Source organism: Kineosporia succinea, from assembly GCF_030811555.1.
Lineage (GTDB): Bacteria > Actinomycetota > Actinomycetes > Actinomycetales > Kineosporiaceae > Kineosporia > Kineosporia succinea.
The window spans coordinates 249,572-266,785 of the sequence record NZ_JAUSQZ010000001.1 but is presented as its reverse complement, the minus strand read 5'-3'; the positions used below and the strand labels follow the sequence as shown (position 1 = coordinate 266,785).

Annotated in this window: 15 protein-coding genes; 8 read left to right on the top strand and 7 right to left on the bottom strand. The window is 71.1% G+C overall.

All coding sequences use genetic code 11. The annotated features are described in order from the left end of the window. Positions 1-233: 233 nt before the first annotated feature. On the top strand, positions 234-2,483 hold the full coding sequence (locus J2S57_RS01255; protein WP_307237164.1) for a TerD family protein: 2,250 nt from the start codon (positions 234-236) through the stop codon (positions 2,481-2,483). A 45-nt stretch (positions 2,484-2,528) separates the two neighbouring features. On the opposite strand, the gene J2S57_RS01250 is transcribed toward J2S57_RS01255, so the two are convergent. The 5 genes from J2S57_RS01250 to J2S57_RS01230 form a co-directional block, all read right to left on the bottom strand. Continuing rightward, a complete protein-coding gene (locus tag J2S57_RS01250; RefSeq protein ID WP_307237161.1) occupies positions 2,529-3,344 on the bottom strand; it encodes a carbohydrate ABC transporter permease in 816 nt (271 codons plus the stop codon). Further along, the gene (locus tag J2S57_RS01245) at positions 3,337-4,218 is read right to left on the bottom strand and encodes a carbohydrate ABC transporter permease (protein WP_307237158.1); all 882 of its coding nucleotides are present in this window, start codon (positions 4,216-4,218) and stop codon (positions 3,337-3,339) included. Before J2S57_RS01245 ends, J2S57_RS01250 begins: the two co-directional genes overlap by 8 nt. A gap of 5 nt (positions 4,219-4,223) precedes the next feature. Then, the gene (locus J2S57_RS01240; RefSeq protein WP_307237155.1) at positions 4,224-5,522 is read right to left on the bottom strand and encodes an ABC transporter substrate-binding protein; all 1,299 of its coding nucleotides are present in this window, start codon (positions 5,520-5,522) and stop codon (positions 4,224-4,226) included. Next, positions 5,519-6,709: a Gfo/Idh/MocA family protein gene (locus J2S57_RS01235; RefSeq protein WP_307237152.1), complete on the bottom strand. Its 1,191-nt coding sequence runs from the start codon at positions 6,707-6,709 to the stop codon at positions 5,519-5,521. The genes J2S57_RS01240 and J2S57_RS01235 overlap by 4 nt, the downstream gene beginning before the upstream one ends. Positions 6,710-7,881: 1,172 nt before the next feature. Further along, a complete protein-coding gene (locus tag J2S57_RS01230) occupies positions 7,882-8,670 on the bottom strand; it encodes a DeoR/GlpR family DNA-binding transcription regulator (protein ID WP_307237149.1) in 789 nt (262 codons plus the stop codon). Positions 8,671-8,826: 156 nt separating this feature from the next. On the opposite strand from J2S57_RS01230, the gene J2S57_RS01225 reads away from it, so the two are divergent. The 5 genes from J2S57_RS01225 to J2S57_RS01205 are packed head-to-tail and all read left to right on the top strand — an operon-like array spanning position 8,827 to position 13,462. Next, positions 8,827-9,705, top strand: a complete 879-nt coding sequence (locus J2S57_RS01225; RefSeq protein ID WP_307237146.1) for an SIS domain-containing protein — start codon at positions 8,827-8,829, stop codon at positions 9,703-9,705. Positions 9,706-9,746: 41 nt separating this feature from the next. Further along, the gene (locus J2S57_RS01220) at positions 9,747-10,619 is read left to right on the top strand and encodes an ROK family protein (protein WP_307237143.1); all 873 of its coding nucleotides are present in this window, start codon (positions 9,747-9,749) and stop codon (positions 10,617-10,619) included. Further along, on the top strand, positions 10,616-11,737 hold the full coding sequence (locus J2S57_RS01215) for an N-acetylglucosamine-6-phosphate deacetylase (protein WP_307237140.1): 1,122 nt from the start codon (positions 10,616-10,618) through the stop codon (positions 11,735-11,737). The genes J2S57_RS01220 and J2S57_RS01215 overlap by 4 nt, the downstream gene beginning before the upstream one ends. Beyond that, positions 11,725-12,639, top strand: a complete 915-nt coding sequence (locus tag J2S57_RS01210; RefSeq protein WP_307237137.1) for a 1-phosphofructokinase family hexose kinase — start codon at positions 11,725-11,727, stop codon at positions 12,637-12,639. The genes J2S57_RS01215 and J2S57_RS01210 overlap by 13 nt, the downstream gene beginning before the upstream one ends. A 1-nt stretch (position 12,640) precedes the next feature. After that, on the top strand, positions 12,641-13,462 hold the full coding sequence (locus J2S57_RS01205; protein ID WP_307237134.1) for a class II fructose-bisphosphate aldolase: 822 nt from the start codon (positions 12,641-12,643) through the stop codon (positions 13,460-13,462). On the opposite strand, the gene J2S57_RS01200 is transcribed toward J2S57_RS01205, so the two are convergent. Then, the gene (locus J2S57_RS01200; protein WP_307237131.1) at positions 13,445-13,765 is read right to left on the bottom strand and encodes a nucleoside triphosphate pyrophosphohydrolase family protein; all 321 of its coding nucleotides are present in this window, start codon (positions 13,763-13,765) and stop codon (positions 13,445-13,447) included. The genes J2S57_RS01205 and J2S57_RS01200 overlap by 18 nt on opposite strands. Beyond that, positions 13,762-15,537: a malto-oligosyltrehalose trehalohydrolase gene (gene treZ, locus J2S57_RS01195; RefSeq protein ID WP_307237128.1), complete on the bottom strand. Its 1,776-nt coding sequence runs from the start codon at positions 15,535-15,537 to the stop codon at positions 13,762-13,764. Before treZ ends, J2S57_RS01200 begins: the two co-directional genes overlap by 4 nt. A 47-nt stretch (positions 15,538-15,584) precedes the next feature. On the opposite strand from treZ, the gene J2S57_RS01190 reads away from it, so the two are divergent. Then, a complete protein-coding gene (locus J2S57_RS01190; protein WP_307237125.1) occupies positions 15,585-16,334 on the top strand; it encodes an SDR family NAD(P)-dependent oxidoreductase in 750 nt (249 codons plus the stop codon). Positions 16,335-16,348: 14 nt separating this feature from the next. After that, on the top strand, positions 16,349-17,212 hold the full coding sequence (locus J2S57_RS01185; protein ID WP_307237122.1) for a PPK2 family polyphosphate kinase: 864 nt from the start codon (positions 16,349-16,351) through the stop codon (positions 17,210-17,212). Positions 17,213-17,214: the final 2 nt, after the last annotated feature.

Sequence of the window (17,214 nt, the reverse complement as noted above, 5' to 3'; positions counted from 1 at the left end):
AAAACGTCCTGGCGATTCCCTCGCTGATAAGGGCCGGTCCGTACGGACCGGCCCTTATTGCGTTGTGCGGGGCGGAAGGTTCTGGCACCTTTGATCATCGAGGCCTGGCCGGGACATCCTCCGACTCCCTTTCCGAGCCTGCCTCCGGGCGGACGGCACTACGTCCTGGCAATTCCCTCACGGCCGGCCGGTCCGCGTGACCGGCCGGCCTCGCCTTTCAAGGAGGCCGGACCATGACCACACGTGAGCAGATCGCCTTCCGGCGGCGCCGGGTGCTTCTCGCGCCGTCGGCCGGCGCCCCCGCACCGCGCCTGGGCGCGGCCGTGGTGCTCGAGCTGCGCAACGCCGGGCTGGTGCTGGACAACCCGGAGATGCTCACGTCCGAGTGCGCCGGACGGGTGGCGGTCTGGGCGACCTGGTCGCGTGAGGAGCGGGGCGAGAAGGGCACCTACACACCGCTCTTCCGGGGTTTCCCGGAGCAGCTGCCCGACACCGACGACGCCGCGCTGCGCTTCGGCGTGGCCCTGGCGCGGCTGGCCGCGCGGTCGCTGCGCGACGGCGCGGTCGACGGGTCCGACCTGCGCGACGCCCTGGACTTCTCCGGGATCGGCTGGTGGCCGGCGTCCTCGGTGCCGCAGGACACCGATGCCGTGAAGCTCGACCGGGAGTTCGAGCGCACCCTGCCGGGTGACTCGCTGCGGCAGCTGACGGTGGTCACGCTGGTGCCCGACCTCCGTGACGAACTCAAGGCGTTCGTGCTGCAGGCCCTGGCCTCGCCGGGGTCGCTGCGGGCCGACGTGCGTGACGATCTGGACCTGGTGCTCGACGACTTCCTCGGCGAGCTGCCCGCGCTGGAGGCGGTTCCGTTCCTGGAGACCCGGGTCCTGCTGCTGCGCCGGGTGTTCGAGCGGGAGCCGGCGGCTCTGGCGACGACGGCTCCGGGCCCCGACGATCTGCTGCGCCTGTTCGCCGACCTGACCGGCACTGACGTGTCGCTGGGCACCACGATGCGCTTCCCGAAGCTCACGCGGGCGCAGCGCCGGGCGGTGGTGCGGGCGCTCGAGGCCTCGCCGCGGCTGCCCGACGTGTTCCGGCGCCGGGGGCTCTGGCTGGCGATCGCCCGGGGGCTGCACCTGCGCGAGTTCGACGCGCCGCGGGTGCACGAGGTGTTCGCCCGGCTGCGCGAGAACCGGCGCGACGAGACGAGTCTGCCGTCGCGCACCGAGAAGCTGCTCGCCGAGGGGCAGGTCGGTTCTGCGGCGCGGCTGCTGCGGCGCGAGGCACCGGGACTGCTGGTGCGTCAGCTACGGCGGCTGGTCGCGATGGCTGAGAGTGCTTCCTCCGGAGAGGCGTTCGGGTCGACGGCTGATGCCGGTGCTGACGGCTCTGCGGTCGCCGATCCGGTCGGCGAGGTGCTGCGGGCTCTCGCGGACGTCGCCGGCCAGGTTCCGCCGCGTGTGCTCTGGGCCGCCCACGGCCAGATCGCCGACAACGGTGCGACGTACCCGCGTCTGGCGATCACCAAGGCCGGCGGCGCGCTGCGGGTGCCCGGTCCGGCCGGGCACCTGGCGGTCACCGAGGGCGTCCGGAACCAGGTGCTGGCCACGCTGGAGGGTGCTCTCACCGCCCACCAGGTCGCCCGCGAGACCGAGTCGGAGGTGAAGCTGCACGACGCCAGGGTCTGGATCGACCCGGCCCTGGAGAAGGTGCTGCTGCCCGACCAGCTGCGGTCCACGGCACCCGGTCTGGTGCAGGTCGAGCGCGGTTCCCGGCTGGCGCTGGGCGAGGCCCCGGTGCTGCGGCTGTTCGTGCACTGGCGTGAGCCGAAGGGCAACGCGTCCGACCTCGACCTGTCGCTGATGGCGCTGAACGAGACGTTCGAGCTGGTCTCGCAGGTGTCGTGGACGAACCTGGGCGACGGCACGATGACGCACTCGGGTGACCTCACGAGTGCTCCCGAGGGGGCGCAGGAGTTCATCGACGTGCGGCTCGAGGCGGCGCGTGAGCAGGAGGGCTGGCGTTACCTGGTGCCGGCCGTGTATCGCTACGCCGGGCCGTCTTTCGGTGACCTGCCGGAGGCGGTGGCGGGCTGGATGCTGCGTGAGCAGACCTCGTCCGACCGTCGCACCTACGACCCGGCGACGGTGGTCAGCGCCTTCGCGCTGAACGGGCGCCGGGTGCAGGCACTGCCGATGATGGTCGACCTGGTCAGCGGCGAGGTGGTCCACCTGGATCTGTACACCGGCCACGGCTATCAGAACCGGGTGGAGACCAGTGAGGTCGCGACGGCCGAGCTGGTGGCCGGTTCGGTGGCCCGGGCGATGTTCAAGCCCTCGGTGGCAGCGGTGGTACGGCACGCCGTGGCGGCCCGGGGTGGTGTGCTGACCGGCGACCGGGCCGAGGCCACGGTCACGGTCGGGCTCGACGGGGACAGCACGTTCGACGTGCGGGACCCGGCCGCACTGCTCGCCGAAGTCCTGTGAGAAGCGTCGGGGCACCTCGGTTCCCGAGGTGCCCCGACGCGTCCCTCATTTGAGGCCCGACGTCGCCAGCCCGTCGATCACCCGGCGCTGCAGCAGGATGAACATGATCAGCACCGGAGCCGTGGCCAGCAGGCTGGCCGCGAGCACCACCGGGTAGTTGACCGTGCGGTCGTTGATCAGCGTGGCCAGGCCGGCCGACAACGGCATGTCCTCGCTCTGCGTCGCCACGACCAGCGGCCAGAGCAGCTCGTTCCACGACCACAGGGTCGACGTGATCGCGAGAACGCTGATGCTGGGCCGGATCAGGGGCAGCATCACGTGCCAGAACACCTGGAACGGGTTGGCCCCGTCGAGCCGGGCGGCCTCCTCCAGCTCGGACGGCAGGTTCAGGAACGCCGTCCGCATCAGGAAGGTGCCGAAGGCGCTGAACAGGCCGGGCAGCAGCAGGCCGGTCATGCTGCCGAGGAGCCCGAGGTCCTGCACGATCTCGTACTGCGGCAGCAGGTAGACCTGCGAGGGCACCATCAGGATCGACAGCACCGCGCCGAGCACGATCGCCTTCCCCCGGAACTGCATGCGGGCGAAGGCGTATCCGGCCAGGGTGCAGAACGCGATCTGGGCGAGCACCCGCACCACGGTGATCCAGACCGAGGTGCGCAGCTGGTCGAGGAACGGCACCTGCCGGAACACCTCGGCGTAGTTGCCCCACTGGAACTTCGAGGGCCACAGGTGCGGGGTCACCGACTGCACCTCGGCGTTCGTGGACAGGCTCATGAGAATCTGCCAGACGAACGGGAACATCATCAGCACGGCACCCGCGATGAGCACGGCGTGCACGAGGAGGTTGTTGCGTTTAATCAATGTGCACCCACCTCTTCTGCAGCCGGAACTGCACCAGGGTGGCCAGGGCCACCAGCACCAGCACGACCATCGCGATCGCCGCGGCGAGACCCTTCTCGTTGGTCACGAAACCGGCCTCGTAGAACATGTACACGAGCGACATCGAGCTGTAGATCGTCGGGTTGCTGTACGAGTTGCCGAGCACCGCGTAGAGCAGGTCGAACAGCTGGAAACCGCTGATCACCGTGACGATCGACAGGAACGCGATGCTCGGGGTGAGCAGGGGCACGGTGATCGAGAAGAACTGCCGCACCCGTGAGGCCCCGTCGAGCTCGGCCGCCTCGTACAGCTCCGGCGGGATCTGCTTCAGGCCGGAGCCCAGCACGATCACCGAGAAGCCCACGGATGACCAGAGCCCCACGACCGAGACCGCGACGATCGCGAACCCGGGCGTGCTGATCCAGTACGGCCCGTCGATGCCGAACCAGCCGAGAACGTAGTTCACGACGCCGAAGTCACCGTTGAAGATGATCCGCCAGACCATCGCCACGGCCGTCGGCATGGCCACGTAGGGCAGGAAGTACAGCACCCGGTAGACCGAGGCACCCCTCAGGCCCGGGGTGTTCATCAGGCTGGCCACGACGATCGCGATCGGGATGTTGAGCAGCACGATCGCGGTGTAGAGCAGCGTGTTGCCGATGGACCGGTAGAGGTCGCCGTCCTGGAACAGCGAGGTGTAGTTGTCCAGGCCGGTGAACGTGGTGCCGCCGAAGACGCCCGACTCGGTCAGTGAGAGCCAGGCCGTCTTCACGATCGGCCAGAGGTAGAAGACGCTGACGCCGGCTGTGAGAGGAGCGATGAAGAGCCAGGGCCAGAAGCCGTCCCTCCGCTTCATGGTGCTCACTCCTTGGCCAGCGCCGCGTCCATCTGCGAGGCGAGGTCGGCCGTCACGTCCGCCACCGGCTTGGAACCGGTGAACGCGTCGGGCAGGAGCTTGGTCTCGAGGGTGTTCCAGGCGGCCGTGTTGGCGCTCACCGGAAGCGGTTTGGCGTAGTCCACGGCGTCGAGGAAGACCTGCAGGTTGGCCTTGGGCATGCTCTTGGTGAAGGTGGCCTGGGTGCCGGTGAACGCGGGGATCACAGAACCGGCCTCACCGTAGGCCTGCTGGGCCTCCTGGCCGGCGAGGTAGGCCTGAAGGGCGTGGGCGGCCTGCTTGTTCTGGCTGTTGGCGGCGACCAGGTTGGAGACGCCGTGGATGACCGTGGCCTGCGCGGTGCCCCGGGGCAGCGGCAGCACGGTGATGTCGTCCTCGATGTCGGTGCCGGCCAGCGCGCCGCGGAACCAGCTGCCGCCCCAGTACATCCCGAGCTTGCCGCTGACGAACCACTGGTCGGCCGTGGTGTCGAGCAGCTGCTGGTAGGTGGGGGAGCCGCCGGAGGCGATGAGGTCGGCCCAGAAGCCGATGCCCTCCTGCGCCTGCGGGGTGTTGTACTGCGACGTGCCGTCCTTGACGATCTCGCCACCGGCCTCGAACACCGTGTTGTAGTAGGTGGTCTGGCCGTCCATGCCGCCCGCGGCGCCGTAGGTGCCCTCGCTCTTGAGGGCCTTCGAGACGGCCGCCGCCGTGCTCTGGAACTCGTCCCAGGTCCAGTCCTCACCGGGCACCTCGACCCCGGCCCTCTCGAACACCGCCCGGTTGACCCAGACGCCGATCGTGTCCATGTCCTTCGGCACCCCGTACTGCACGCCCTCGAGGCTGTAGAGGGTGGTCAGCGCCTCGGGGTAGTTCTTCGGGTCGATCGCGCCGGCCTCGACCGGGCCGGTGATCGGGTCGACCTTGCCGTTGCCCGCGTAGAGCTGGAAGTTCGGGCCGTTCATCCAGAACAGGTCGGGCAGGGTGTCACTGGAGGCCTGGGTCTGCAGCTTGGTGAAGTACTGCGCGAACGGCGTGACGCTGATGGCGACCTCGATGCCCGGGTACTTGGCGTTGAACGCGTCGAGGTTCTTCTGGATGGCCTCGACCTGGGTCTGGTCCCAGACGCCGTACGTCAGCTTGGCCTTCAGGTCGGTGCCGGGCTCGGTGTACTTCTCGCTCGAGGCCGCTGAGTCCTCGTCGCCACCGCAGGCCGCGGTGGTCACGAGGACGCCTAGACCGAGCACGCCGGTGAGCATCGAGCGGCGGGAGAACTGGGTGGTCATCGGGGGGACCTTTCGCTTGCGCCGGAGGTGAAGTACGTCAATACGTCGTCGGGCAGTTCGGGGACTCGCTGGGGGACCGAGCCGTTGCGGAGGGAGCGCGCGGCCAGGTCGCCGGCGGCCACGGCCTCGCGGGCGGCGACCGGGGAGACGAGCGTGGGGGCGCCGGTGACGGCGTGCTCGAGGAACTCGGCCATGGTGAGGCGGTCGGCGTCCTCGTGACCCTCGACCACGCCCGGGATCTCGTACTCCGCGTCGCCCCGGGCCTGGTGCAGGTGGCGCCGGTTCCAGACCCGCACCACGCCGCCGCCGGTGTCGCCGAAGTTCTCGACGCGGCCCTCGGTGCCGATCACCGTGTAGTTGCGCCAGTAGTCGGGGGTGAAGTGGCACTGCTGGTAGCTCGCGAAGACCCCGTTGTCGAGGGTCATCAGCATCATCGACAGGTCTTCGACGTCGACGACCGGGTTCAGGCCGGTGTGACTCGCGGGCGGCCAGTTGTCGAACGAGAACCAGTCGGGCATGGTTTCGCCGGTGCGCTCGCGCCGGTCGGTGATGCCGCCGAACATGACCAGCCCGCCCATGCCGACCACCTGGCGGGTGTAGCCGCCGGCGAGGTGGTGCACCACGTCGATGTCGTGGCTGGCCTTCTGCAGCAGCAGCGTGTTGGTCTTGGAGCGGTCGGCGTGCCAGTCCTTGTAGTAGTAGTCACCGCCGTTGCCGACGAAATGCCTGACCCAGACCGCCTTCACCTCGCCGATCTCACCGCGCTGCACCACGTCGCGCAGGGTCTTGACCACGCCCGAGTGCCGGAAGTTGTGACCGACGTAGAGCGGAGTGCTGGTGTCCGCGGCCGCTCGGAGCACGCGGTCGGCGTCGTCGAGCGTGGTGGCGAGCGGCTTCTCGAGGTAGACCGCGATGTTGCTGGCGAGCAGTGCGGTGGCGATGTCCGCGTGCGTGTGGTCGGGAGTGGTGACGACGGCCGCGTCCACCCCGCCCCGTTCGATCAGCGCCTCGACGCTGTCGAGAACCTGGGCGCCGGGAAAGATCTCGGCAGCCCTCCTCCGGCCCTCCGGCTCGGTGTCCACCACGGCCGTGATGCGGGATCCTGGCCGTACGTCGGGCACGTGCAACCCGATCACCGAGCGAGCGCCGGCACCGATGACGGCAACTGACAGACCTGAGCTGATCATCCCTCGCGAGCTCCTGAGCGATTTTGACTAATCATGGCTCCGAATGAGCGTGAATAGACAGTAGCGGCGAATCTTGCGGGCGCCTAGGGGTGTTGACGAGCTGGATCGCCAGAAGTAACGCGCCTGCAACATGTGCAGTCGCGAACGGTGCGAAACGGGCATCATGCGTGCCTGAGGCCCCGCGACGGCAGGCTGGAGGTGCTGTGCCAGGGGGCCTGAGCGCCGTGCCTGGGGCTCGGAGTGCCGCGCCGGCGGGCTGGAAGTGCTGTGCCCGAGGGCCTGAAGCGCCGCGCCGTTGGGCCTGAGGTGCCTGATGGTGGACGTGGTGGTCGCCTCGCGCCCGGCCCTCGCCAACCGTTCCCCAACCAATCCCCAAGCGTGGCAACTGCCCTAATAGGGTCTCGCCGACTGTCGCGCGGGTCGTGCCGACTGTCGCGCGGGTCGTGCCGACTGTCGCGCGGGGCTCGCGGACCGTCGCGCCGGGCCTCGGCGACCGTTGCACGGGGGCTCGCGGACCGTTGCGCCGGGGCGCGCCGATGTCCCAGTGGCTCTTGCTGACCGCCGCGCCGGGTCTCGCCGATCGCCGCACCGGGTCGCGCCGGCATCCCAACAGGTTCCCCACTGCTGCAACAGGTCTGCCCGATCGTCGCAACGGTATGTCCGGCCGTTGCAACGGGGCTGATTGACCGTCGCGGCGGGTCTCCCTAGTTGTCTCAACCGGGATTGCCGACCTCCCGCCGGGTCTCGTCGAACGTCCCGGCGGGCCTGGCCGGCTGTCGTGCGTACGGCTGAGCTTCGGCGGTTGCCGTTCGTGGCTTCAGTGGGCCGGGAGCAGAGACACCCCCTATACCGAATCGGTATAGGGGGTGTCTCTGCTCCGGCGCCCGCGGCTGAGCTCCGGCGCCCGCGGCTGAGCTCCGGCGCCCGCGGCTGAGCTCCGGCGCCCGCGGCTGAGCTCCGGCGCCCGCGGCTGAGCTCCGGCGCCCGCGGCTGAGCTCCGGCGCCCGCGGCTGAGCTCCGGCGCCCGCGGCTGAGCTCCGGCGCCCGCGGCTGCTTCGGGGCCCACGATTTGGCCAGGCCCGCGCGGATCGGCTGGGGCCCTCGCGGATCGGCCGGGGCCACGACTCGGCCGGGCCCGCGTCCTCCGACGACCGCGAGGACGAAACTGCAGGTCAGCTCGCGATGATGACGTCCACCCCGGCCGACTCCAGGGACGGCGCCAGTTCGGGGGGCAGGGGCTGGTCGGTGACCAGCACGTCCACCTGCTCGAGGGGGCAGATGCGGGCGAAGGTGGTGCGGCCGAGCTTGGTGGAGTCGGCGGCGACGATCACCCGGCGCGCGACCGTGGCGATCTGGCGGCTGGCCTCGGCCTCGCCCTCGTGGATGGTGGTGGCGCCGAAGCGTCCGGTCAGGCCGTCGACGCCGAGAATGGCCAGGTCGAGGCTGAACTCGGCGAGCGAGGCGGCGACCAGCGGGCCCACCAGCTCGTAGGACTGCGCGCGGGGGACACCGCCGGTGACCACGATCTTCACGTGCTCGCGCACGCTCATCTCGAAGGCGATGTTCAGGGCGTTCGTGACGATGGTGATCCCCGGCGTGGAGCCCCGGGCCAGCAGGCGCTCACTGGAACCGAGCACCCGTGCGACCTCGCTGGTGGTGGTGCCGCCGTTCAGGCCCACCGAGTCGCCGGCCGAGACCAGCGCCGCCACCGCCTTGGCGATCGCCGCCTTGCCGTCGGCCTGCCGCACCAGCTTGTACTGCAGGGGCAGCTCGTAGCCGGACCCGAGCGCCGACGCCCCGCCGTGCGTCCGGGTGACGAGTCGCTGCTGCGCAAGGAGATTCAGGTCGCGGCGGACGGTCGCGGGGGAGACGTCGAGTGCTTCGGCGACATCGGCAATGGAGACGTTGCCCCGCTCGGTGACGAACTCTAGAACCTTGTTGAGCCGCTGCTGGGCCGTCATCTCTCTCCATCTGAGCACACTGGTGTCACATGCTCTCACGCATGGTGGCACCAGGGGGTTGACTCGCTGTGTTCAGTTCTGATCGTATGACGCAATATCAATCAGAACTAGTCGTTCACTGATTGACCCATCACTCCCGACCATCTGGAAGAGGGCATGACCACCTTCGTCGATGCCGAGATCGCCTCGCAGCCGGAAGTCTGGCGGCTCGCGGGCACCCTCGCCTCCACCGTCAGCGCCGACCTGCCCCAGCGGGGCGAGCGGGTGGCGGTCGTCGGCTGCGGCACCAGCTGGTTCATCGCCGCGAGCTACGCGGTGCTGCGTGAGCAGGCCGGCGACGGCCTCACCGACGCCTTCGCCGGCTCCGAGTACCCGGCGGGCCGCGACTACGACCGCATCGTCGCGATCTCCCGCTCCGGCACCACGACCGAGATCATCGACCTGCTGCGCGCCGAGAGCACGCCCAGCGTCCTGATCACGGCCGTGCCCGACGCACCCGCCGCGCAGTACGCCGACGCCGTCGTCGGGATGCCGTTCGCCGACGAGCAGTCGGTGGTGCAGACCCGCTTCGCCACCAGCGCGCTGACCCTGCTGCGGTTCTCGCTGACCTCCGCGCCCGACCTCGACGCGCTCGTCGCGGACGGCGAGAAGGCCCTCGCTACCGGCATCGACAGCCTGCTCACGGCCAGCCAGGTGACCTTCCTGGGCCGCGGCTGGACCGTCGGCCTGGCCAGCGAGGCGGCCCTGAAGACCCGCGAGGCGGCGCAGTTCTGGGCCGAGTCGTACCCGGCGATGGACTACCGCCACGGCCCGATCGCCATCGCCCAGCCGGGCCGTCTGGTCTGGTCGTTCGGTGAGACGCCGGAGGGCCTGGACGCCGACGTCGCCGCCACCGGTGCCACGTTCGTGCACCACGACCTCGACCCGCTGGCCGCCCTGGTGGTGGCCCAGCGCTTCGCGATCGGTCTGGCCCACGAGCGGGGCCTCGACCCGGACAACCCGCGGTCGCTGACCCGCTCGGTCATCCTCACCTGAGTCTGCTGGACAAGGGTGAAACGATCGGAGCCATGAGTGGCATGAGCGCAACTGCCAGAGCTGTCGGCATCGATGTCGGCGGTACGTCGGTCAAGGGTGTGCTGCTGGGCGACGACGGGTCGATCCTCGCCGTGCACCGGCTGCCCACCCCCAGCCCGGATCCCACCGGCAAGGGGGTCGTGGAGACGGTCGCGGCCGTCCGCGATGCCCTGACCGGCGATCACGCCCTGCCGGTGGGGGTCGCGCTGCCCGGGGTGGTGGACGAGGACCACGGCCTGGCCGTGGTCAGCGTCAACCTGGGCTGGCGTGATCTGCCGATGCGGGACCTGCTGTCCGAGCGGCTCGGGGTGAACGTCGCGCTGTCGCACGACGTGCGCGCCGGTGGCGTCGCGGAGGCCCGCACCGGTGCCGCGCAGGGGGTGGACGGCGTGGTCGCCTTCCTCCCCGTCGGCACCGGGATCGCGGCGGCGGTGCTGATCGACGGCAAGCCCCTGGTCTCCGGGGGCTGGGCCGGGGAGATCGGCCAGCTGCTCATCACCTCGGGCGATTTCGCCGGGCAGCGCCTCGAGGAGGTGGCCTCGGCCCGGGCCACCGCCCTGCGCGCCGGGGTGGCCAGCGCCCGGGACGTGGCCTCGGCCGCGGCCCGCGGGAGCGAGACCTCGCAGCAGGTCTGGAACGAGACCGTCACCGTGCTGGCCGACGCGCTGGCCGGGCTGAGCGCCACGGTCGCGCCGTCGGTGATCGTGATCGGCGGCGGTCTGGCCCTGGCCGGCCGCCAGCTGATCGAACCGCTGAGCACCGAACTGGCCCGGCGGTTGCCCGGGTTACGGCTTCCCGAACTGGTGGCGGCGGCGCACGGTGATGCCGCCGCCGCGGTCGGCGCCGCTCTTCTGGGTCTGGAGGTCGTGGCGTGAACGGCGTTTTCGCGATCCGGCGGCTGGTCGACGGTGTTCGGCAGGACGGCCCGGCCTGGCTGCGCATCGAGAACGGGGTGGTCGTCGAGCGCGGTGAGGGCGAGCCCGCGTCCGGGCCGGTCGAGCGTCTGGACGTGGTGGTCCCCGGTGGCGTCGACACTCACGTCCACGGGGCGGCCGGGATCGACCTGGCCACCCCGGGCATCGATCCGCAGCCCGCGCTCGACCACCATCACCGCTCGGGCAGCACCACGATGATCGCCTCGCTGGCGACCGGCCGTCTCGACGACACCCGCACCCGGGTGAAGGAACTCGCCCCGCTGGTGCGCGAGGGCCGTCTGGCCGGGATCCACCTCGAGGGTCCGTGGATCTCCGAGAAGCGGCGCGGGGCCCACAGTCCCGAGCTGCTGCGGTCACCGGACCGAAACGAGGTCAACGCCCTGCTCGGAGCCGGCGACGGCACCGTGCGCATGGTGACGATCGCCCCCGAACTGCCCGGCGCCTTCGACGCGATCGACGAGCTGGTGCGCGCCGGGGTCGTGGTCGCGATCGGCCACACCGACGCGGACACCGAGACCGTGCACCGGGCCGTCGACGCCGGCGCCCGCGTCACCACGCACCTCTACAACGGCATGGCCCCGATGCACCACCGGCAGGCCGGAACGGTCGGGGTCTCGCTGAGCGACGACCGGGTCACCGTCGAGATCATCGCCGACGGCGAGCACGTCAGCGACGAGGTCATCGACGTGACCCGCCGGGCCGCGGCCGGGCGCCTGGTGCTGGTGTCCGACGCGATGTCCGCGACCGGCCTCGGTGACGGACGCTACGACCTGGCCGGTTCCGAGGTCGTGGTGTCGAACGGGGTCGCCGTGCTGGCCGGGGGAAACTCCCTGGCGGGCAGCACGACCGAGCTGGTCCCGGCCGCGCTGCGGCTGCTGCGGCGGGGCGTGTCCCTGCCCGAGATCGTGGCGGCGACGAGCGCGACGGCGGCCGGCGTGTTCGGCCTGACCGGTCACTCGCTGCGCGCCGGGGAGCCGGCCGACCTGATCGAGATCCATTTCCCCGACGGCGTGGCCGAGGTCGCGCGGGTGGCCCGGCGAGGCGTATGGCTCAGCTGATCGTGGTGACGCCGAACCCGGCGGTGGACGTGACCTACGACGTCCCGGCGTACGAACCGGGTTCGAGCGTGCGGGTTTCCGGAGTGAGCAGACGCCCGGGTGGTAAGGGCCTCAACGTGGTGCGCGTGCTGCGCGCGCTCGGCGAGCCGGCCGTCGCGGTGCTTCCCCTGGGGGGCGCGGCGGGGCGGTGGGTCTCGTCGGCGGTGGACGCGGAGGGACTCGCCGGTGAGGTCGTGGCCGTGGCGGGGGAGACCCGCACCACGGTGGCGATCGTCGACCCGGTCGGGCATCCCACGCTGTTCAACGAGCCGGGGCCCGAGCTGACCGCCGCCGAGGGGCTGGCCGTGATCGCGGCAGCCGTGAAGCACTGCGAGCCGGGATCGGTGGTGGTGGTGAGTGGTTCACTGCCGCGCGGCATCGGCCCGGCCTGGCTGGGAGAACTCGTCGGGGCGGTGAAGGCGGCCGGGGCCAGGGTTGCGGTGGACACGTCCGGTCCCGCACTGGTGGCCGCGGCCGAGGCGGGGGCCGACCTGCTGAAGCCCAACGCGCAGGAGCTGCTCGACGCGACCGGGGAAACCACGCTGGAAGGCGCCGTTTCGAGACTTCAGGCTGCCGGCGCGTCCATCATCGTGGTCTCGCAGGGGGCCGACGGGCTCATCGCCTTCGCGCCCGAGGGAACCCGGACCCGGCAGGCCGCGGTGAAGGGCGTCACCGGCAATCCCACGGGTGCGGGGGACGCGGCCACCGCCGGACTGGCCCAGGCCTGGGCCCGGGGTGAGCCCGTCCAGGAAATGCTCCGGCAGGCAGCGGTTCTCGGCGCCGCCGCCGTGCGTCAACCCGTGGCCGGAGAGGTCGACCCGAAGGACGTCGAGGCGTTCCGGGAACTGCTGAAAGAGGACTGACATGAGCACGGTGCTGGAAGACGCCAAGGCCGCCGGCCGGGGTGTCGGCGCGTTCAACGTGATCCTGCTGGAGCACGCCGAGGCGATCGTGGCCGGGGCGGAGGCGGCCGGGCTGCCGGTGATCCTCCAGATCAGCGAGAACTGCGTCAGCTATCACGGTGCGCTGGAACCGATCCTGGCCGGCACTCTGGCCGTGGCGAGGAACGCGAAGGTGCCGGCGGTGGTGCACCTCGACCACGCCGAGAGTGAAGACCTGGTGCGGCAGGCGGTCGGGCTCGGCGTGCACAGCGTCATGTTCGACGCCTCGCACGACGAGTACGACGACAACGTGCGCCGCACCGCCGCGATGGTCGAGTTCTGCCACGCCGCGGGCGTTCACGTGGAGGCCGAGCTCGGTGAGGTCGGCGGGAAGGACGGGGTGCACGCCCCGGGCGCCCGCACCGACCCGGCCGACGCCCGGGCATTCGTCGCCGCGACCGGCGTCGACAGCCTGGCCGTGGCGGTGGGCAGCTCGCACGCCATGACCGAGCGCACGGCCCGGCTCGACCTCGACCTGATCACCGCCCTGGCGGGCAGTGTCGAGGTGCCTCTGGTGCTGCACGGCTCGTCCGGGGTCTCCGACGAGCAGCTGACCGGCGCGGTGCGGGCCGGCCTGGTGAAGGTGAACATCTCGACGCACCTGAACGGGCTGTTCACCCGGGCCGTCCGGGAGAAGCTCGCGGCCGACGAGAAGCTCGTCGACCCGCGCACGTACGTGGCCCTGGCCCGGCAGGCCGTGGCCGACGAGGTCGAGCGCCTGCTGGGCCTACTCGGGCGCGGGTAACCGGGACAGCCACTTCCGCTGCATCACGGCGTCGACATCGACGCCGTGATGCCGCGCCAGCAGCAGCACGTGGGCCAGCACGTCGGCCACCTCGTTCTCGAAGGACTCACGCAGCTCGGGCGCCGAGAGCCCCTTGGCCCGGGCCTGACCGGTCGAGGCCAGGTAGGCCTGCGTCAGCTCGCCCATCTCCTCGTGCAGCTTGAGCAGGAACCAGGCCGGGTCACGACTGATCCCGAAGATGCGCGCGTACCGCTGCGACACCAGCTCCAGCGACTCGGTGAGCGCGTCGAGTTCGGAACTCAAGCCTGCAGCACCACCACGGAGTCGGGCTGCAGCAGAAGCTGGTCCGCGACCTCGAACGAACCCCAGGTGAGCCGGGCCACCGACCCGGCCGGGACGTCCACCGTCACCGCCGAGGGCCCGATGTTCACCACCGTCGTGAACGAGCCGTGCCGCATCGCCACCCAGGTCTCGCCGTGCGTCACCGACACCGCGTCGAACGAGTCGTCGAGCAGGTCGGGCGACGAGCGCCGCAGCGCGATCAGGTCGCGGTACCAGCGCAGCAGCGCCGCGTGGTCGAGTTCCCCGTCCACCCGGTCGATCTCGGACCAGTCCAGCACCGACGCGTCTCGCGTGGACACCGCCTGGGGGTCGGGGACCTCCTCCGGTGCCCACCCGTGGGAGCCGAACTCCGCGCGCCGTCCCTTGCGCACCGCGTCCGCGAGCTCGGGACTCTCGAAGGCCGTGAAGAACTGCCAGGGCGTGAGCGCGCCCCACTCCTCACCCATGAACAGCATGGGCGTGTAGACGCTGGTCAGCATGAGTGCGGCCGAGCCGGCCAGGCGGCCGGAGGACACCGTGGACGAGGGGCGGTCACCGGTGGCCCGGTTGCCCACCTGGTCGTGGTTCTGGGTGGCCACCACGAACTGGTGACCCCGGTGGCGATCGGCGGAAATCGGCTTGCCCCAGTGCTTCCCGCGGAAGGTGGAGTAGTCGCCGGCGTGCCGGAACCCCTCCTTCAGCACCCGGGCCAGCACCGACGCGGTGCCGAAGTCGACGTAGTAGCCCTGCGTCTCACCGGTGAAGAACGCGTGCAGCGCGTGGTGGACGTCGTCGTCCCACTGGCCGGTCATGCCGCGGCCGCCCTCGGCGGTGCCCTCGACCATGAACGGGTCGTTCAGGTCGCTCTCGGCGATCAGCCCCAGCGGACGGCCGAGCGAGGCCGACAGGTCGTCGACCGCGTCGGACAGCTCGGCCAGGATGTGCCGCGGCGAGGAGTCGACCAGCGCGTGCACCGCGTCGAGCCGCAGGCAGTCGATGTGGAAGTCCCGGAACCAGCGCGTGGCGTTGTCGAGGATCCACGACCGCACGCCGGTCGAGCCGTCGTCGTCGAGATTGACCGCCTCGCCCCAGGGCGTGGTGTGCGCGTCGGTGAAGTACGGGCCGAACTCGCGCAGGTAGTTGCCGTCCGGGCCGAGGTGGTTGTAGACGGCGTCGAGGCAGACCCCGAGGCCGGCCGCATGGGCCGCGTCGACGAACCGCTGCAGCGCCTCCGGCCCGCCGTACGAGTGGTGCACCGCGTAGAGGTCGACCCCGTCGTAGCCCCAGCCCCGCACCCCGGAGAACTCGGCGACCGGCAGCAGCTCGACCATCTGCACCCCGAGCTCGACCAGGTGGCCGAGCCGGGCGATCGCGGCGTCGAGCGTGCCCTCGGGCGTGAACGTGCCGATGTGCAGTTCATAGAACACCGCGCCCCGGGCGTCGACACCGCTCCACGAGCCGTCCGACCAGGGGTGGAGCGAGGCGTCGAACACCCGGCTGGGCCCGTGCACCCCCTCTGGCTGCCAGGGGCTGCGCGGGTCGGGACGCAGGTCGCCGCCGTCGAGCGCGAACGCGTAGTCCGTGCCGTGCCCGGCTTCGGCCACCGACACGTGCCACCAGCCGTCGGTGTCGGGGGTCGGTTCCTGCCCCAGGGCCGGGTCCGCGACGAGCCTCATCGGCTCACGGCGGTCGAGGCCGGGGAGGTGCAGCATGACGCGAGTGGCGGCGGGCGCCCACAGGGTGAACTCGTGCACGGCGTCAGCCTGTCATGAGTTGGCCCGGAGCACATACGGTGAGGCACATGCCCACCGCGCTCATCACCGGCCCCACCTCCGGACTCGGGGCCGCGTTCGCCCGGCGCCTGGCCCGCGACAGCTACCACCTCGTGCTCGTGGCCCGCGACGCCGAACGTCTGGAACGGCTGCGCGAGGAGCTGCACGACGTCGAGGTCATCGTCGCCGATCTGGCCGATCCGGAGCAGCGGCAGCGGGTGATCGACCGTCTGCTCGAGGAGGACCGGCCGGTCGACCTGCTCGTCAACAACGCCGGGATCGGGACCCGGGGCCTGTTCTGGGACCTGTCCTCCGAAGACCTGCACCACCAGCTCGAGCTGAACGTGACCGCGGTGATGGACCTGACCCGTGCGGCCCTGCCGAACATGCGGCGGCGCGGCGCGGGCGGCATCATCAACGTGGCCAGCGTGGCCGGACTGATCCCGGGCCGCGGCACCACCTACACCGCGAGCAAGGCGTGGGTCATCTCGCTGACCGAGGGCCTCGCGCACGCGATGGCCGGAACCGGGGTGCGGTTGCTCGCGCTGTGCCCGGGCTTCGTGCGCACCGAGTTCCACGCGCGCGCCGCGATCGACATGTCGCGGGCGCCCGGTTTCGTGTGGCTCGAGGCCGACCACGTGGTGGACCAGGCCCTTCGGGACCTGCGCAGGGACGTGGTGGTCTCGGTCCCGAGTCTGCGCTACCGGGCGGTGGTCGTCGCGGCGAAACTGCTGCCGCGTTCCCTGGTGCGTCGGGTGGCGGCCCGTACCCGCAGCTGAGAGAGGGTTCCGTGATGGCGAAGAAGAAGCGTGAGGACGACGTGACCGGCCTTCTGCGGGTGGGTGCGGGTTTCGAGCTGGCCGGGGTGGATCCGTCCGGCACGCCCGGGTTCCCCGGCTCGCGCGACGAGGGTGAGGCGGCGCTGGCGGCGGGGGCCACGCGGCTGTCCGAGCTCCAGGAGCGCCTGTTCGCAGCCGGTTTCAGCGGCAGCAGCGACCGCCGGGTTCTGCTGGTCATCCAGGGCATGGACACGTCCGGCAAGGGTGGCATCGTGCGGCACGTGGTCGGCGCGGTCGATCCGCAGGGCGTGCGGCACACGGCGTTCAAGTCGCCGACCGCGCAGGAGCTGGCGCACGACTTCCTCTGGCGGGTGCGGACCCGGGTGCCCGGGGCCGGGCAGATCGGCGTCTTCGACCGCTCGCACTACGAGGACGTGCTGATCGTGCGGGTCCACGACCTGGTGCCCGCCGCGGAGTGGGAGACCCGCTACGACGCGATCAACGCGTTCGAGGCCGAGCTGGCGGCCCAGGGCACGGCCATCGTCAAGGTGATGCTGCACATCTCGCCGGCCGAGCAGCTGCGCCGCCTCGAGAAGCGACTGTACCGGCCCGACAAGTACTGGAAGTACGCGGTTTCCGATCTCGACGAGCACGCCTACTGGGACGCGTACCAGGAGGCGTACCAGGCCGCGCTCACCCGCTGCTCGACGCCGAAGGCGCCCTGGTTCGTGGTGCCCGCCGACCGTAAGTGGTACGCCCGCTGGGCGGTTCAGAGCCTGCTGATCGAGGCGCTGGCCGGTCTCGACCCGCAGTGGCCGCCGGCCCGGTTCGACGTGGAGGCCGAGCGGGCGCGGCTGAAGGCCCTTCTCGGTGGCTGAGA

What these genes read in the sequence shown, in the direction of transcription:
- J2S57_RS01185 (WP_307237122.1), top strand. Translation starts at nt 16,349, where the DNA reads ATGGCGAAGAAGAAGCGTGAGGACGACGTGACCGGCCTTCTGCGGGTG.
- J2S57_RS01190 (WP_307237125.1), top strand. Translation starts at nt 15,585, where the DNA reads ATGCCCACCGCGCTCATCACCGGCCCCACCTCCGGACTCGGGGCCGCG.
- J2S57_RS01235 (WP_307237152.1), bottom strand. Translation starts at nt 6,709, where the DNA reads ATGATCAGCTCAGGTCTGTCAGTTGCCGTCATCGGTGCCGGCGCTCGC.
- J2S57_RS01240 (WP_307237155.1), bottom strand. Translation starts at nt 5,522, where the DNA reads ATGACCACCCAGTTCTCCCGCCGCTCGATGCTCACCGGCGTGCTCGGT.
- J2S57_RS01230 (WP_307237149.1), bottom strand. Translation starts at nt 8,670, where the DNA reads ATGACGGCCCAGCAGCGGCTCAACAAGGTTCTAGAGTTCGTCACCGAG.
- J2S57_RS01210 (WP_307237137.1), top strand. Translation starts at nt 11,725, where the DNA reads ATGGCTCAGCTGATCGTGGTGACGCCGAACCCGGCGGTGGACGTGACC.
- J2S57_RS01245 (WP_307237158.1), bottom strand. Translation starts at nt 4,218, where the DNA reads ATGAAGCGGAGGGACGGCTTCTGGCCCTGGCTCTTCATCGCTCCTCTC.
- J2S57_RS01255 (WP_307237164.1), top strand. Translation starts at nt 234, where the DNA reads ATGACCACACGTGAGCAGATCGCCTTCCGGCGGCGCCGGGTGCTTCTC.
- J2S57_RS01205 (WP_307237134.1), top strand. Translation starts at nt 12,641, where the DNA reads ATGAGCACGGTGCTGGAAGACGCCAAGGCCGCCGGCCGGGGTGTCGGC.
- J2S57_RS01220 (WP_307237143.1), top strand. Translation starts at nt 9,747, where the DNA reads ATGAGCGCAACTGCCAGAGCTGTCGGCATCGATGTCGGCGGTACGTCG.
- J2S57_RS01225 (WP_307237146.1), top strand. Translation starts at nt 8,827, where the DNA reads ATGACCACCTTCGTCGATGCCGAGATCGCCTCGCAGCCGGAAGTCTGG.